Source organism: Streptomyces sp. NPDC058534 (assembly GCF_042717365.1).
Taxonomy (GTDB): Bacteria; Actinomycetota; Actinomycetes; order Streptomycetales; family Streptomycetaceae; genus Streptomyces.
On sequence record NZ_JBHXNW010000074.1, the window covers coordinates 1 to 13,938 of the forward strand.

At 72.1% G+C, this 13,938-nt stretch carries 15 protein-coding genes and 1 pseudogene; 7 read left to right on the top strand and 9 right to left on the bottom strand.

Annotated elements, in window-relative coordinates:
• Positions 1–907 precede the first annotated feature (907 nt).
• Positions 908–1,330, bottom strand: coding sequence for an ATP-binding protein (locus ACFWR9_RS33435; RefSeq protein WP_383848775.1), 423 nt, complete (start codon positions 1,328–1,330; stop codon positions 908–910).
• A gap of 157 nt (positions 1,331–1,487) precedes the next feature.
• Between ACFWR9_RS33435 and ACFWR9_RS33440 the strand changes: the two genes are divergently transcribed.
• Positions 1,488–2,030 carry a GntR family transcriptional regulator gene (locus ACFWR9_RS33440; protein ID WP_383848778.1) on the top strand — a complete coding sequence of 181 codons (543 nt, stop codon included), beginning with the start codon at positions 1,488–1,490 and terminating at the stop codon, positions 2,028–2,030.
• Positions 2,027–2,785 (top strand): GntR family transcriptional regulator, encoded by a 759-nt coding sequence (locus tag ACFWR9_RS33445; RefSeq protein WP_383848781.1) that lies wholly within the window; start codon positions 2,027–2,029, stop codon positions 2,783–2,785. Before ACFWR9_RS33440 ends, ACFWR9_RS33445 begins: the two co-directional genes overlap by 4 nt.
• A 6-nt stretch (positions 2,786–2,791) precedes the next feature.
• Here the strand turns inward: ACFWR9_RS33445 and ACFWR9_RS33450 are convergent, their stop codons facing one another.
• Positions 2,792–3,244, bottom strand: coding sequence for a MarR family winged helix-turn-helix transcriptional regulator (locus ACFWR9_RS33450; protein ID WP_383848783.1), 453 nt, complete (start codon positions 3,242–3,244; stop codon positions 2,792–2,794).
• Positions 3,245–3,342: 98 nt separating this feature from the next.
• Between ACFWR9_RS33450 and ACFWR9_RS33455 the strand changes: the two genes are divergently transcribed.
• A complete protein-coding gene (locus ACFWR9_RS33455) occupies positions 3,343–4,365 on the top strand; it encodes an NADP-dependent oxidoreductase (protein WP_383848786.1) in 1,023 nt (340 codons plus the stop codon).
• Between the two features lie 106 nt (positions 4,366–4,471).
• Positions 4,472–4,891, top strand: coding sequence for an organic hydroperoxide resistance protein (locus ACFWR9_RS33460; protein WP_383848788.1), 420 nt, complete (start codon positions 4,472–4,474; stop codon positions 4,889–4,891).
• Positions 4,892–4,931: 40 nt separating this feature from the next.
• Here the strand turns inward: ACFWR9_RS33460 and ACFWR9_RS33465 are convergent, their stop codons facing one another.
• Entirely contained in the window at positions 4,932–6,080 is a 1,149-nt protein-coding gene (locus ACFWR9_RS33465; protein ID WP_383848789.1) for a serine hydrolase domain-containing protein, read from the bottom strand.
• A gap of 139 nt (positions 6,081–6,219) precedes the next feature.
• Here ACFWR9_RS33465 and ACFWR9_RS33470 point away from each other — a divergent pair, with 139 nt between their 5' ends.
• Positions 6,220–7,044: an EI24 domain-containing protein gene (locus tag ACFWR9_RS33470; RefSeq protein ID WP_383848791.1), complete on the top strand. Its 825-nt coding sequence runs from the start codon at positions 6,220–6,222 to the stop codon at positions 7,042–7,044.
• On the opposite strand, the gene ACFWR9_RS33475 is transcribed toward ACFWR9_RS33470, so the two are convergent.
• Positions 7,016–8,302, bottom strand: a complete 1,287-nt coding sequence (locus tag ACFWR9_RS33475) for a pyroglutamyl peptidase (protein WP_383848794.1) — start codon at positions 8,300–8,302, stop codon at positions 7,016–7,018. The two genes, ACFWR9_RS33470 and ACFWR9_RS33475, sit on opposite strands and share 29 nt — an antisense overlap.
• A 136-nt stretch (positions 8,303–8,438) precedes the next feature.
• Here ACFWR9_RS33475 and ACFWR9_RS33480 point away from each other — a divergent pair, with 136 nt between their 5' ends.
• Positions 8,439–8,657: a fibronectin type III-like domain-contianing protein gene (locus tag ACFWR9_RS33480; RefSeq protein ID WP_383848797.1), complete on the top strand. Its 219-nt coding sequence runs from the start codon at positions 8,439–8,441 to the stop codon at positions 8,655–8,657.
• A 90-nt stretch (positions 8,658–8,747) separates the two neighbouring features.
• Here the strand turns inward: ACFWR9_RS33480 and ACFWR9_RS33485 are convergent, their stop codons facing one another.
• Both ACFWR9_RS33485 and ACFWR9_RS33490 read right to left on the bottom strand, forming a co-directional pair.
• Positions 8,748–9,728: an aldose epimerase family protein gene (locus tag ACFWR9_RS33485; protein ID WP_383848800.1), complete on the bottom strand. Its 981-nt coding sequence runs from the start codon at positions 9,726–9,728 to the stop codon at positions 8,748–8,750.
• A 26-nt stretch (positions 9,729–9,754) separates the two neighbouring features.
• A complete protein-coding gene (locus ACFWR9_RS33490) occupies positions 9,755–10,666 on the bottom strand; it encodes an SGNH/GDSL hydrolase family protein (RefSeq protein ID WP_383848802.1) in 912 nt (303 codons plus the stop codon).
• 255 nt (positions 10,667–10,921) lie between these two features.
• On the opposite strand from ACFWR9_RS33490, the gene ACFWR9_RS33495 reads away from it, so the two are divergent.
• Positions 10,922–11,416: a DUF3145 domain-containing protein gene (locus ACFWR9_RS33495; protein WP_376349481.1), complete on the top strand. Its 495-nt coding sequence runs from the start codon at positions 10,922–10,924 to the stop codon at positions 11,414–11,416.
• 166 nt (positions 11,417–11,582) lie between these two features.
• Here the strand turns inward: ACFWR9_RS33495 and ACFWR9_RS33500 are convergent, their stop codons facing one another.
• From ACFWR9_RS33500 to ACFWR9_RS33510, 3 genes and pseudogenes are all read right to left on the bottom strand, one after another.
• Positions 11,583–12,875, bottom strand: a complete 1,293-nt coding sequence (locus ACFWR9_RS33500) for a beta-ketoacyl-[acyl-carrier-protein] synthase family protein (protein WP_383848806.1) — start codon at positions 12,873–12,875, stop codon at positions 11,583–11,585.
• A gap of 100 nt (positions 12,876–12,975) precedes the next feature.
• Positions 12,976–13,224 carry an acyl carrier protein gene (locus ACFWR9_RS33505; RefSeq protein ID WP_052842858.1) on the bottom strand — a complete coding sequence of 83 codons (249 nt, stop codon included), beginning with the start codon at positions 13,222–13,224 and terminating at the stop codon, positions 12,976–12,978.
• A gap of 102 nt (positions 13,225–13,326) precedes the next feature.
• Positions 13,327–13,827, bottom strand: a pseudogene (locus ACFWR9_RS33510) (3-oxoacyl-[acyl-carrier-protein] synthase III C-terminal domain-containing protein); the annotation flags it as partial.
• Between the last annotated feature and the right edge of the window lie 111 nt (positions 13,828–13,938).

Here is a 13,938-nt window from a genome sequence, read left to right on the forward strand (position 1 = left end):
GCTCACCCACCCCCGCTCCAGGCGCCCCCCCTCGCTTCCGCGCGGGCGGGGTCACCTCCCCTCGCCGGGAGGCCCCCCCCCGCCCCCACCGCGTCCCGCCCACCGGCCGGCACCCCGACCCGCGACCCGGACCCCGCCCCGTCGTCCCCCCAGTCCGACGACCCACCCCCGACCACCACTCCCACGCCGCCGGACGAGCCGGCCCCGACCCCGACGGAGACGTGCAACCGCTTCCTGTGGTGGTGCACCTAGGACCCACTCCGGGTGGCTGGGTGGTTGTTGTGGGCATGGTGGTCTGAACGATGTTGAGTGGGCTGGCCAAAATGTAGCCGGAGCCCTGGTAGCACTGGCGGGAGAACTGGCGGACGCGGGACACACGGAGGAAGCCGTCAGTCTCGCCCACCGAGCCGCGGACCTGGCCCGCGCCACATCGAACGCCTCCAACCGCGCTTCGGCACTGGCCGGCGTGGCGAAGGCTTTGGCCAGGGCGGGCCATCTGGACCGGAGCACGTCGCTGACATCATGCGGGCATACGTCCAGTCCTGCCAGCAGTAGAAGCTCCCAGTGGTTCTTCCCCGGCCGTCAGCCCGGACAGCCGATGAATCCGGTCAGCCTTCAAGCCCATCTGCGGGGGATTGGCGTCCCGCCGCAGCGCGGCAGGACCTCCGCGATCCGTCAACTCGTCCTCCAGACCCGGCCCCCGTCATCGCGAATGCCCCTCGGCTACCACGACAAGACAGCCACCCGGCTGGTCACCGAAGCGGGCCCGCGACACCCCAACATGCGCGCCTACCAGTCCCGGGGCCGGAATTGGCGATGGTGTGGCCCGGGGCTTCGGACGAGGTCCTGTCGTGCGTGCGACGGACGGCGCCACAACTACGGAAGTACAGGCGCGCCGGTCCGCGCGTCAGTAGGCGGCCCCTTCAGCACACTCACTCGGCGGCACGGTCTTGAGGACCACCCAGACGCTTTTGCCGACGACCTCCTGTGTGACCCCCATGTCGTCGGCAACCTCCCGGGCAAGACGTAGACCGCGCCCGGAACATGCCTCCGGATCGGCCTCCGGGGCGTCGATATCGAGCTGTCGGTCGCCACTGTCCCGCACCGCGAGGCGGATCACTGAGCCATCGAGCGTGAGACTCACGCAGTACTCCCTGCCGGGCGGTGCTCCGTGGAGGAGCGCGTTGGTGGCCAACTCCGAGACGCAGAGCGTTATGTCGTCCAGTCGATCGGTGTGACCCCAGCCCGTCAAAACCTGACGAACGAAGGCGCGGGCGTCGCGCACCGAGGCGCGAGAGCGCGGGAATCGACGGGCTCGTGACAAGGGCACGAGGGGCCACCTCCGGGAGCTGGGGCGTCCGACAAGAAGGCAACCGTATCGGTTTTCGCGAAAAGTGGCTAGGTGGCAGGATGGTGAGGAACACCTGGGCGAAGTCGCCTAACGTTGGGCCCCGATGGGCGCAAGCGTCGGCCGCGAGGAGGGCCTCATGAGTGCGAGCAGCTGGGTCAGCACATCTCTTCCGTATCTGACGCCGCAGGAGAAGGGGCGCGGCGACGCCTGGGGCGCCGAGGCCGAGGCGCAGGGCCGCCGGGGGGCGCAGCGCATCCTGCACGCCGGCGAGGTGCCCGCGCCCGCCGAGGTTGCGGAACTGCTCGGCATCGCCGAAGGGGAGCCGGTCGTCGTGCGCCGGCGGCTGATCCTCCTCGACGAGCGGCCGAACGAGCTGACCGACACGTACTACCCGCCGGCCATCGCGCGGGGCACTGCTTTGGCGCGCACCGCCAAGATCCGAGGTGGCGCCGTCACCTTGCTCGCCGAACTCGGCCACATCGGCGTCCTGGTGCGCGAGGACGTGACGGCCACGATGCCGGACGAGGAAGAGCGCCGGGTCTTGGAGACCGCCCTTGATGAGCCGGTCCTGCGGCTCACCCGGCTGACGCTCGACCGCGAGGACCGTCCGATCCAGGTGGATCGTATGGTGATGCCTGCCCTACGGCAGAGGCTGCGCTATCAGATCGAGATCGGATGACCGTGCCCCAGGCAGAAACGGAAAGCGTCGACCGCCGCTCCCTCCATGAGCGCATCGCCGCCGATCTGCGCGACGACATCATGAGCGGCGAACTGGCGCCAGGAGAGAGCCTCCCCTCGACGGCGCGGCTCAAGGAGCGTTTCGGCGCGTCGAACGCCACGGTGCAGAAGGCGTTGCAGCTCCTCAAGGAGGAGAGTCTCGTGGTGGGCAGGGCGGGAGCCTCCGTCACCATCCGCGAGCACCGCCAGCGTACGGTCCGACCGGCCGCGCTCACGACCGCCGACCGCTGGCTCACGGAGGCTGCCAAGCACGGCACCCACGCCCGCAGCGTCCTCCGCGATGTCGCGGAGGTCCTCCCACCCGCCGACGTCCGTTCTGCCTTCGGCCTCCCCGCGGACGGCACGGTACTGCAGCGCAGTCAGATTCTCCTGATCGACGACGAACCCGCCGAACTCGTCTACTGCTACTACCTGTTGGACATCGCCCGGGGCACGGCGCTTATGGAGCGTCGCCGGATCAAAGGCGGCGCACCCGCGCTGCTGGCGGAACTGGGTCACCCCGCGCGCCGTAGCGTGGACCGAGTCTCCGCGCGGATTCCGACCCAGGAGCAGTACCGGGCCCTCCACCTCACCAGCAGTACGCCTGTCCTGCGCACCCTCCGGGTCGTCTACGGTGACGGGGACAGCCCGGTGGAGGTGACGGTCATGGTGAAGGCCGGGCACCTCTACGAGCTGCAGTACGAGTTCGGAGCGTAATGAGGGTCAGCCCTCCGCCGAGCCTCCGACCATCAGCCGCAACGCGTCCCGCAGCGCCACCCGCTCCCCCTCCGACAGCCCCGCCAGCGGCTCCCGCGCGAACCGCAGTGACTCCCGCAGCCCCCGCGCCACCCGCCGGCCCTCCTCCGTCGCCGCCGCGACCTTCACCCGCCGGTCTGCGGGGTCGGGGCGCCGCTCGACCAGGCCCCGCGCCTCCAGCCGGTCCACGATGCCGGTGACGTTCGACGGCTCGCACTTCAGCTTCTGCGCCAGCTTCCGCATCGGCAGCGGCTCCAGCGACAGCAGGCTGAGCAGCTTGGCCTGCGCCCCGGTCAGCGCGCGCTCGGCGGCCGCCTCCTCGTAGTCGGCGTGGAAGCGGGCCACGACCTCGCCGATCAGCTCGACGACTTCGAGGGTGAGTGCGTCGGGTCGGCGGGTCGTGTCGCGTGGTGTGGCCATGCGATCCAGGGTACCCATTTGTTTGACAAGGTGAAATGTTCAGTCGCATGGTTGTTTCATAACCTGAAGCATTTCGGCCAACGACGAAAGGCGCCCCCATGACCGACTCCCCCTCCCTCCCCGCCGTCAACCGCGAATGGCACCTGGTCACCCGCCCGGTCGGCTGGCCCAAGCCCGAGGACTTCGCCCTCGTCGAGGCCGAGACCCCCACCCCGGGCGAGGGCCAGGTCCTGGTGCGCAACCTGTACCTCTCCGTCGACCCCTACATGCGCGGCCGCATGAGCGCCGCCAAGTCCTACGCGGAGCCCTACGAGCTGGGCAAGGCCATGCAGGGCGGCGCTGTCGGCGAGGTCGTCGCCTCCAACGCCGAGGGCATCGCCGTCGGCGACCACGTCCTGCACATCCTCGGCTGGCGCGAGTACGCCGCGATGGACGCGAAGCATGCCGTCAAGGTGGACCCGGACGCCGCGCCGCTGTCGACGTACCTCGGTGTGCTCGGCATGACCGGGCTCACCGCGTACGCCGGCCTGCTGCGCACCGCCGCCTTCAAGGAGGGCGACACGGTCTTCGTCTCCGGCGCGGCCGGTGCCGTCGGCAGCCAGGTGGGGCAGCTCGCGAAGCTCAAGGGCGCCGCCCGGGTGATCGGCTCGGCCGGCTCGGACGAGAAAGTCCGGCTGCTCGTCGACGAGTACGGCTTCGACGCGGCGTTCAACTACAAGGACGCCCCGGTGAGCGAGCAGCTGCGCGCCGCCGCCCCGGACGGCATCGACGTCTACTTCGACAACGTGGGTGGCGACCACCTGGAGGCGGCCATCGGCTCCCTCAACCTGAACGGCCGCATCGCCATCTGCGGTGCGATCTCCGTCTACAACAACACCGAGCCCGCCCCCGGCCCGAAGAACCTCGCCCGCCTGATCCAGACCCGCGGCCGCATCGAGGGCTTCCTGGTCGGCGACCACTACGACCTCCAGCCGAAGTTCGTCGAGGAGGTCGGCCCCTGGGTCGCCTCGGGCGCGCTGAAGTACCGCGAGACGGTCGTCGAGGGCATCGGGAACAACCTGGAGGCGTTCCTCGGCGTCCTGCGCGGCGACAACACCGGGAAGATGATCGTCAAGCTGTGACCTTTACTGAGTGACTTCACTGAACTTCCGACATGCGGTAGCGTCATTCCGAAATCCGTCGTGATCGTGGGCGCGAGTCACGGCGGACCGAGGAGGAAGACACCGCATGCCCATCCAGCAGTCCGAGGTCCTCTACACCGCCGTCGCCACCGCCGAGAACGGCCGCGACGGACGGGTGGCCACCGATGACGGCCAGCTCGACCTGGTCGTGAACCCGCCCAAGGAGATGGGCGGCAACGGCGCCGGCACCAACCCGGAGCAGTTGTTCGCCGCCGGGTACAGCGCCTGCTTCCAGGGCGCGCTCGGCGTGGTCGCCGGCCAGGAGGGTGCCGACATCTCCGGTTCGACCGTCACCGCCAAGGTCGGCATCGGCAAGAACGACGACGGGTTCGGCATCATCGTCGAGATCTCCGCAAAGATCCCGGCGGTGGACGCCGCCACCGCGCGGTCCCTGGTGGAGAAGGCCCACCAGGTGTGCCCCTACTCGAAGGCGACCCGCGGCAACATCACCGTGACGCTCGTCTGACCGGGGGCGGCCCCGGGGTACGCGGCGGCGCACACGGCGCTCAGCAGGCCGACGCCGCCGCGTGCACCGCCGCCACCAGCCGCTGGTTCTCCGGCGCCGCCCCGCCCGGACAGGCGGAACGGCGCCGGGTGTACCCGTAGGCCAGACCGCCCGACGGGTCCGCGAAGCCCTGGCTGCCGCCCGCACCGCCGTGCCCGATCGTGCCGGCGCCCAGGAACGGGTGCCAGAGGTCCGCCGTCGCCTGGAAGCCGATGCCGTACGAGCCGTGCGTCCGGGTCACCAGGTCGTAGCCCACCGAGTGGAACTGGCCGAACTCCGCCAGCGTGTCCGGCTTCAGCAGCGGCGCCCTGCCCTCCACCTCACCGATCGCCGCCGCGTACAGCCCCGCAAGACCGCGCGCCGAGGCCACCCCGCCCACGGACGCGGGGCCCCCGGCACGGATCGCCGGCTCGTTGGGCAGGGTCTCCAGGCAGGTGCGGTGCGCCGCGTTCCGGTTGAACGCGACCGCCGCGAGGGAGCGCGGACCGTCCGGGCACGCGGCCTCGGCCCGCTGCACCGGCGTGAGGAGCATCGGCCGCGCGGCGCGGAAGCGGTGGTCGAGCGCGGCCGGCAGGCCCAGGTGGAAGTCCAGGTGGTGCGGGGCGCGGACGCGGTCCTCGTAGACCTCCTGGAGGGTGTGGCCCGTGGCCCGGCGCACCACCTCGCCCGCGAGGGCGCCGAGAACCAGCGCGTGGGACCCGAAGGCCGTGCCGGGCCGCCAGTACGGACGCTGGTCCGCGAGGCGTTCGGCGATCACCCGGTCGTCGGCCAGCTCGGCGGTGCTGAACCCGGTGTCCGTGCCGATCACCCCCGCGCGGTGCGCCAGCAGGTCCCGCAGGGTCAGCGCGCCCTTGCCCTCGGCCGCGAACTCCGGCCAGTAGTACGTCACCTTCCGGTCCAGCTCCAGCGTGCCCTCCTGGACCAGCAGGGCGGACACCAGGTGCGCGGCGCCCAGGGTGGCCGTGTGCACCCCGTACAGCGCACCCGCCCCCGCGCCGTCGCCGGTCCACAGGTCGACGACCCGGCGCCCGTGCACGTACACGCACAACTGACCCTCGTGGTCCGCCGGTTCCCCGGTCACGACGGCCGTGAACTCCTCACGCACCCGTTCGAAGCCGTCGGCGACGGTGCCGTGGATCTCCTGCGTCATGCGCTTCTCCTCACCCACTCGCCGGACCCGCCCGTGGCCTGCCACCGGTCGGTACTTCCACCGATCGGTACGGCGGGACGAGCGGGTTCGACTCAATCGGGGCGCGGCGGCGGTGGCGCCGACCGGTAGAGTTCCGTCCATGCGCGATCTTGGGGCGGGATTCGGCCATCTCCTGAAGGGCCAGCGCTGGGTGGCCCAGCACGGCAAGAGCTACGGCTTCGGGCTCGTCCCGGGCCTGATCACACTGGTCCTCTACGCGGCCGCGCTGATCGCGCTCGCCATGTGGGGCACGGACTTCGTCGCCTGGACGACCCCCTTCGCCGACGACTGGTCGAGCCCCTGGCTCGGGCTCTTCCGGGGCTTCCTGACCGTCGTCCTGTTCGCCCTCGCCCTGCTCATGGCCGTCCTCACCTTCACCGCGGTCACCCTGCTGATCGGGCAGCCCTTCTACGAGGCCCTGTCCGAGCGCGTCGACCGCGACGTCTCCCCGGACGGCACCGCCCCCGAGTCCGACCTGCCGCTCTGGCGCGAGGTGTGGCTCTCCGGCCGCGACAGCCTGCGGATCCTCGTCCGTGCCGCCCTCTGGGGCGTGCTGCTCTTCGCCCTCGGCCTCATCCCGTTCGTCGGGCAGACGGTGGTCCCGGTGATCGGCCTCTTCGTGACCGGCTTCTTCCTCACCGAGGAACTGGCCTCCGTCGCCCTCCAGCGCCGCGGGGTCGAGCTGCGCGAACGCCTCGCCCTGCTGCGCTCCCGCAAGAGGCTGGTCTGGGGCTTCGGCACCCCGCTGGCCGTGTCCTTCCTGGTGCCCTTCGTCGCCGTGTTCCTGATGCCGGGCGCGGTCGCCGGCGCCACGCTCCTCGCCCGCGAACTGCTGGGCGAGGAGATCAGCGACGGCCGCGACGACCGCTCCGACGGCGGCCCCGCCGACCCGGCGGTCAGCTCCGGTCCGGCTCCGGCGCACTGACCGCCACGGCCACGATCGCCCGTACCTGCGCCACGATGTCCAGCCGGTTCTGTACGAACTCGGGGTCGGTGACCGTGCCCGTCGCCGGATCGGTGTTCTGCGCCCCGAACTGGAGCACCGGCGTGTGGACGTGCCCGCCCGGCAGGGTGCCGTGCAGCCCGAGCCGGTCCCGCAGCAGCGTCGCCCGGTAGGCGATCTCGTTGGACAGGTAGTTCCCGCCGCCGCCCTGCCGGGCCGTCGAACCGGGCGTGGGCCCGTCCGGCCGTACGACCACCTGGGTGCCGCCCGCCGGGATCTCGGTCACGCTCGTGTTGTCGTACACGGGGAAGCGGCCGGTCTCCGCCGCCGTGATCGCCGCGTACGGCAGCGTGGTCGTCGTCCACTGCGGCTGCGAGGCCGGGTCGGCGACGGGCACCGTCTCCGTGCGGGACACGTTCTCGTTGTCGGGGAAGCCGCCCCGCCAGGCCCCGTTGGTCCGCTCCACGTCGAACTTCCCGACCCGGCCCTGGCTCACCGTGGTGAAGAGGTCCACCCCCGGCAGGTACGGCCGCAGCGCCCGTTCCACGGTCCCCTCCGCGAAGTCCCGCCAGCGCACCGGGAACACGGCCGTCTCCACCCGCGCGGGCCCGTCCGGAGTGTCGATCACCGTGCCGTCCAGGGCGAGCGCGGCGGCGCCGGACGGGTTGGAGATGCGGATGTCGCGGTCCAGGGTGAAGGGGTCGAAGCCGGTGAGCAGGACGCGCTTCATGCCCTTGCCCCGGTCACCGCCGTGCCGCTGCGGCAGCCGGATGCCGGACTGTCCGCGCGAGGCGCGCTCCAACTCGTCGAGGAGCGCCTCCCGCTGGCGTTCACCGAGCCCGAACCGGGGCTCCCAGGTGCGCAGTTCCCGCGTCATCGAGAGTCGCGCCCAGTACAGCGGCCGGTCGTCGTCCCGGCTGATGGCGCCGTGTGCCGGCCCGCGACCCTGCGCCCGGTCCACGGCCCGCCGCCACAGCGCGGAGCCCTCCCGCTCGACCAGGCGCCGGGCCTCGCGGTAGGAGTCCGCCCGCCCGAGCCCGCGCGCGAACGCCGGTGCCACGGCGGCGAACCCGGAGCCGCGCAGGATCTCCCGGGGCACGTCCCCGTCGAGCCGCCGCTCCTCGACCGTGGGGGCGGTGGCCGTGGCCCCCGGAGGTGCCGCCGTGGCCGTCCCCGGGGCCGCGAGCCCCGCCACCAGGGCCATTCCGAGTACGCCGATCCGAACACGTATGGGAGTCAAGGGAGTCCAGGTCCTTCCGTCGCCGTGGGGTGCGCTGCGGACGGCCGAAGTATCGCGTGACGGAAGGGACCCGCGCTACGGCACAGGCGGCGGCACTCGCCCTGGACGCGAAGACCCGGCTGCTGTCCGGGCCGGCGTGCTCCTCGCCCAGGAGGCCCGCCGCAAGGGGCGTCCACGTGCTGCTCGCCCCCACCGTGAACCTGCCCGGGTCGAGGTCACCGTCGAGCTGCCGTGCCGCGCCTTCGAGGTCTGGGACGAGGCGACCGGCTCGTGGGCGTTTGTGAAGGGTTCGTACGAACTCGGGACCGGACGCTCGATCGCCGACCGCCGGATCACGTCGGCGATTACCGTCTGAACCGGGACGCCCGCGAGGGCCTTCCCCCGCGAACAGCCCCGGCCCGGGACCTGACGGCCGGGCCGGGGCTCGGCGGACCCACTCGGTCCGCTACCGCGCCGAGAACCCGTACACCGTCCGCGAGCGGAACACCTCGCCCGGCCGCAGCACCGTGCCCGGGAAGTCCGGCCGGTTCGGGGAGTCCGGGAAGTGCTGCGTCTCCAGCGCGATGCCGTCACCGGGCGCGTGCGGCTCGCCCAGCTGGTCGGCGGTGTACACCTGGAGGCCCGGCTCGGTCGTCGCCACCGTCAGCACCCGCCCCGACGCCGGCTCGTACAGCTCCGCGACCTCCTCGGCGGTCTCCGTCACGCCCTTGTCCAGGCAGAAGTTGTGGTCGTAGCCCGAACCGACCTTGCGCGCCCGCCGGAAGTCGAACCGCGTGCCCGTCACGTCCGCCGGACCACCCACCGGGATCAGACCCGCGTCGACCGGCGTCATCCGGGAGGCGGCCAGCCGCAGCTCGTGGCCGCCCGCGTGCCCGGAGCCGCCCAGGTTGAAGTAGCTGTGGTTGGTCGGGTTCAGCACGGTCGGCGCGTCGGTGACCGCCTCGTAGTCGATCCGCAGCGCCCCCGACTCCTCCAGCGTGTACGTCACCGAGATCTCCACCCGGCCCGGGTAGCCCTCCTCGCCGTCCGGGCTGACCAGGCTCAGCCGGATGCCGTGCCCGCCCTCCCCGACGGGCTCCACGTCCCACACCCTCTTGTCGAAGCCCCGCTCACCGCCGTGCAGCGAGTTCGGCCCGTTGTTCCGCGCCAGCGTGTACGTCCGCCCGTCCAGCGGGAAACGGCCGCCCGCGATCCGGTTGGCGTACCGCCCGACGAGCGCGCCGAAGTACGGCTCCGGATGCCGCACATAGCCGTCCAGGTCCGCGAACCCCAGCACCACCCCGGCGGTGTTCCCGTCCCGGTCCGGGACCTCCGCCGACTGGATGATCCCGCCGTACGACAGGACCCGAACCCGTACGCCGGCCCGCTCCAGGGTCCAGCGGTGTACGGGCGTGCCGTCGGAAAGTGTGCCGAAGAGTTCGTTCATGTGCGGAACTCTAGGACACGCCCAGGTCAGGCCCGCTCGGCGGTGACCGCGCGGTACGCGATCTCGGCCAGCCTGGCCTGGCCGCTCACGCTGGGGTGGAACCAGTCCCAGTGGCTCAGCTGGTCCGTGCCGAAGCGGTACGCGTGCACCGCGCCGTCGTCGGTGCGGCAGCGCCGGTCCTTCGCGCAGACCTCCCGCAACACCTCGTTGTAGTCCGTCACCCGGTCCCGCACCGTGTTCCGCCGCAAAGTCGCCGCCGAGTCCAGGGAGTCCGCGTCGCCCAGCATCGACGGGCAGATACCCAGCTTCCACACCTGCTTGCCCAGCGGGTTGGTGCGCCCCTGGGACCACAGCCGCTTCAGGTCCGGGATACTCGCCACGTACACCTGCGCCCTGGGCAGCTCGCGGCGCAGGGTGCGCATCGCCTTCTCGAACTGGTCCCGGAAGTCGGCCACCGGGGTCATCGCCGAGGTCGTCGCCCGGCAGGCGTCGTTGGCCCCCGCCATCACCGCGACCAGTTCCGGCTTCCGCGCCGCCGCCCGGGTCACCTGCCCCGCCAGGTCGGCCATCCGGGACCCGGTGACCGCGTAGTTCCAGCTCCGCTCGGCCGCCTCCGCCTTCCCCAGCAGCCGTACGGCGAGACTGTCGACCTCGGCGCTGCCGCCGGTCGCCCAGGACACGTCGGGGCAGTCCGACAGCACCGAGCAGGCGTCGAAGCCGCGCGTGATGGAGTCGCCCACGGCGGCCACCGAGTCCGGACTGCGGTCCCAGACCGGGGCGGCCTTCGAACGCTTCGACGCGCTGCCGGACGGGGCGGGGGAGTCACCGCCCACGGCGTCACAGCCGGCCACGCCCAGCACGGCGGCGGTCAGGACGGCGAGCGTGGCCCGCACCCGGTGCCGAACGCGGCGCGTCTCCCGGTCCGTCCCCTGGCCCATACACGTCCCACCCCTCGCCTCGTGCCTCCAGTGTCCTCAACCCATGACACCGCGCGAGGGTTCCCGAGGACGGCGATGCGACGGCTCACACCCGTACAAGCGTCCTGCCGGGTGAATGGCGCGGCTCTGTCGGCACCGGGACCGACGGTACGTCACACTCCTTGCCCCGTCGCACGGTAGCCTCGCCATCAACGTGACCCGCCCGGTCACGGCCGTCCGCCCTTCCGAGATGTCCCGCTCAGCCCGGAGGTTCCGGTGACGACACGTGGAGTCCTGTACGTGCACTCCGCGCCGCGCGCGCTCTGCCCGCACGTCGAGTGGGCCGTCGCCGGGGTGCTCGGCACGCGCGTCGGCCTGGACTGGATCCGGCAGCCCGCCGCGCCCGGCACCTGGCGCTCCGAGTTCTCCTGGCAGGGCCAGGCCGGCACCGCCTCCAAGCTCGCCTCCGCCCTGCGCGGCTGGCAGCTGCTCCGCTTCGAGGTCACCGCGGAACCGTCCGCGGGCGCCGAGGGCGAGCGCTACAGCTGCACGCCCGACCTCGGCATCTTCCACGCCGTCACCGGCATCCACGGCGACATCCTGATCCCGGAGGACCGGCTGCGCGCCGCCCTGGTCCGCTCCCAGCGCGGCGAGACCGACCTGGAGTCCGACATCGCCAGACTCCTCGGCAAGCCCTGGGACGACGAACTGGAACCCTTCCGCCACGCAGGCGAGGGCGCCCCGGTCCGCTGGCTGCACCAGGTCGTATAAAGAGACGCGCCCCGAAGGGGCGCGGGGCCGTGTCGATTTTGGGCCCCGGCGGGGGGGCCCCACCCCCCCACCCCCCCCCCCACCCAAAAACCCCCCCCCCCCCCCCGCGCGCTCCCCCCCCCCCCCCCCGGGGGGCGGCCCCCATCGACACGTTCAGCGACGCCGGTCAGACCGAACGGAACGCCAGAACAACATTGTGCCCACCAAACCCGAACGAGTCGTTCAGCGCGGCGATCCGCCCCTCGACCGGCAGCTTGCGGGCCTCACCGCGCACGATGTCCGCGTTGGCCTCGGCCTCGGGGTCGAGGTTCTCGACGTTGATGGTCGGCGGCGCCACCCGGTGGTACAGGGCGAGCACCGTCGCGACGGACTCCACGCCGCCCGCGCCACCGAGGAGGTGACCGGTCATCGACTTGGTGCCGGAGACCGCCATGTGGTCCACGTCGTCGCCGAGGACCTTGCGCAGCGCCTTCAGCTCGGCGATGTCACCGGCCGGCGTCGAGGTGGCGTGCGCGTTGACGTGCACGATCTCGGCCGGGTTCAGGTCGGTGCGGTCCAGCAGGTTCTGCAGGGCGTTGGAGATGCCGCGGCCCTCGGGCTCCGGCTGCACGATGTCGTGGGCGTCGGCGGAGATGCCCTGGCCGACCGCCTCCGCGTAGACGCGGGCACCGCGCGCGGCGGCGTGCTCGGCGGACTCCAGGACGAGGACGCCGGCGCCCTCACCGAGGACGAAGCCGTCACGGCCCGTGTCGAAGGGGCGCGAGGCACCCTGCGGGTCGTCGTTGTTCTTGGACATCGCCATCATGTTGCCGAACGCGGCGATGGGCAGCGGGTGGATCGCCGCCTCCGTGCCGCCCGCGACGACGACGTCCGCACGGCCGGTGCGGATCATCTCGATGGCGTAGCCGATGGCCTCGGCGCCCGACGCGCAGGCGGAGACCGGCGTGTGCACGCCCGCGCGGGCGCCCACGGCCAGACCCACGTTGGCCGACGGGCCGTTCGGCATCAGCATGGGGACGGTGTGCGGGGAGACGCGGCGGACGCCCTTCTCCTTGAGCACGTCGTACTGGTCGAGCAGGGTCGTCACGCCACCGATGCCGGAGGCGATGACCGCACCGAGCCGGTCGGGGTCGACAGCGGCCCCGGCCTCGGCGTCCGGCGCGCTCTCGCCCGCCTTGGCGGTGAAGCCGGCGTCCTTCCAGGCCTCCTGGGCCGCGATCAGCGCGAACTGCGCCGAACGGTCCAGGCGGCGGGCCTGCGGCCGCGGGATGACCTCGGAGGGGTCCACGGCGACGGGCGCGGCGATACGGACCGCCTGGTCGGCGGCCCACTCCTGCTCCAGGGGCTTGACGCCGGACTTGCCGGCTACCAGGCCCTCCCAGGTCGAGGCTGCGTCGCCACCCAGCGGTGTGGTTGCGCCGATACCGGTGACGACCACGGTGCGATTGGTCGAGCTCACGGGAATTCTTTCTCCAACGGGATACGGATTCGTACGGCGCCACCGCCGGGTGGCGGGGCAGTCTGCCCGGATACTCGGGACATGCCCGAGTATCGGCGGATCAGGCCTGGTGGTCGAGGATGTACTTCGTCGCGTCGCCGACCGTCTTGAGGTTCTTGACGTCCTCGTCCGGGATCTTGACGTCGAAGCGCTCTTCGGCGGCGACGACGACCTCGACCATGGACAGCGAGTCGACGTCCAGGTCGTCGGTGAAGGACTTGTCCAGCTGGACGTCCTCAACCGGGATGCCGGCGATCTCGTTCACGATCTCCGCGAGACCGGCGACGATCTCTTCCTGAGTGGCGGCCATGATGGCGCTCCTTCTTTGTTGTCCAGAGGGTGTGGCGGCCCGCCGCGTCGCGGCGGGTGTTGCTGCTCTCCGTTCCGGACCGCATGATCCGGCACGGAGTGCCTAGGGGAGGGTAACGACCGTCGCGGCGTACACGAGACCCGCCCCGAAGCCGATGACGAGCGCGGTGTCGCCGCTCTTGGCCTCGCCGGTCGCCAGGAGCCGCTCCATCGCGAGCGGGATCGAGGCGGCCGAGGTGTTGCCGGTGGTGCGGATGTCACGGGCGACCGTGACGTGCTCCGGCAGCTTCAGTGTCTTCACCATCGAGTCGATGATCCGCACGTTGGCCTGGTGCGGGATGAAGACGTCGAGGTCGTCCGGGCTGATCCCGGCCGCGTCCAGCGCCTGCTGCGCGACCTTCGCCATCTCGAACACGGCCCAGCGGAACACCGCCTGGCCCTCCTGCGTGATCGCAGGAAACTTGACGTTGCCCTCGGAGTCGAGGGGCAGTTCGGAGACGTCGCCGATCCGGAAGCGGTCCCAGGAGACCGTCTGCTTGATCGTCTCGGACTTGTCGCCCTCCGAGCCCCAGACCGTCGGGCCGATCGCCGGCTCCGGGGGCGGGGGCGGCCCCCCCCCCCCCGGCCCCCCCCCCCCCCCCCACACCCGGGGCCCCCCCCCCCCCGGGGGGCGGGGGGGGTCGCCCGCCCCCCCCACGTACCAGGCGGTCAACCC

What these genes read in the sequence shown, in the direction of transcription:
- ACFWR9_RS33440 (WP_383848778.1), top strand. Translation starts at nt 1,488, where the DNA reads ATGAGTGCGAGCAGCTGGGTCAGCACATCTCTTCCGTATCTGACGCCG.
- ACFWR9_RS33445 (WP_383848781.1), top strand. Translation starts at nt 2,027, where the DNA reads ATGACCGTGCCCCAGGCAGAAACGGAAAGCGTCGACCGCCGCTCCCTC.
- ACFWR9_RS33450 (WP_383848783.1), bottom strand. Translation starts at nt 3,244, where the DNA reads ATGGCCACACCACGCGACACGACCCGCCGACCCGACGCACTCACCCTC.
- ACFWR9_RS33455 (WP_383848786.1), top strand. Translation starts at nt 3,343, where the DNA reads ATGACCGACTCCCCCTCCCTCCCCGCCGTCAACCGCGAATGGCACCTG.
- ACFWR9_RS33460 (WP_383848788.1), top strand. Translation starts at nt 4,472, where the DNA reads ATGCCCATCCAGCAGTCCGAGGTCCTCTACACCGCCGTCGCCACCGCC.
- ACFWR9_RS33465 (WP_383848789.1), bottom strand. Translation starts at nt 6,080, where the DNA reads ATGACGCAGGAGATCCACGGCACCGTCGCCGACGGCTTCGAACGGGTG.
- ACFWR9_RS33470 (WP_383848791.1), top strand. Translation starts at nt 6,220, where the DNA reads ATGCGCGATCTTGGGGCGGGATTCGGCCATCTCCTGAAGGGCCAGCGC.
- ACFWR9_RS33485 (WP_383848800.1), bottom strand. Translation starts at nt 9,728, where the DNA reads ATGAACGAACTCTTCGGCACACTTTCCGACGGCACGCCCGTACACCGC.
- ACFWR9_RS33490 (WP_383848802.1), bottom strand. Translation starts at nt 10,666, where the DNA reads ATGGGCCAGGGGACGGACCGGGAGACGCGCCGCGTTCGGCACCGGGTG.
- ACFWR9_RS33505 (WP_052842858.1), bottom strand. Translation starts at nt 13,224, where the DNA reads ATGGCCGCCACTCAGGAAGAGATCGTCGCCGGTCTCGCGGAGATCGTG.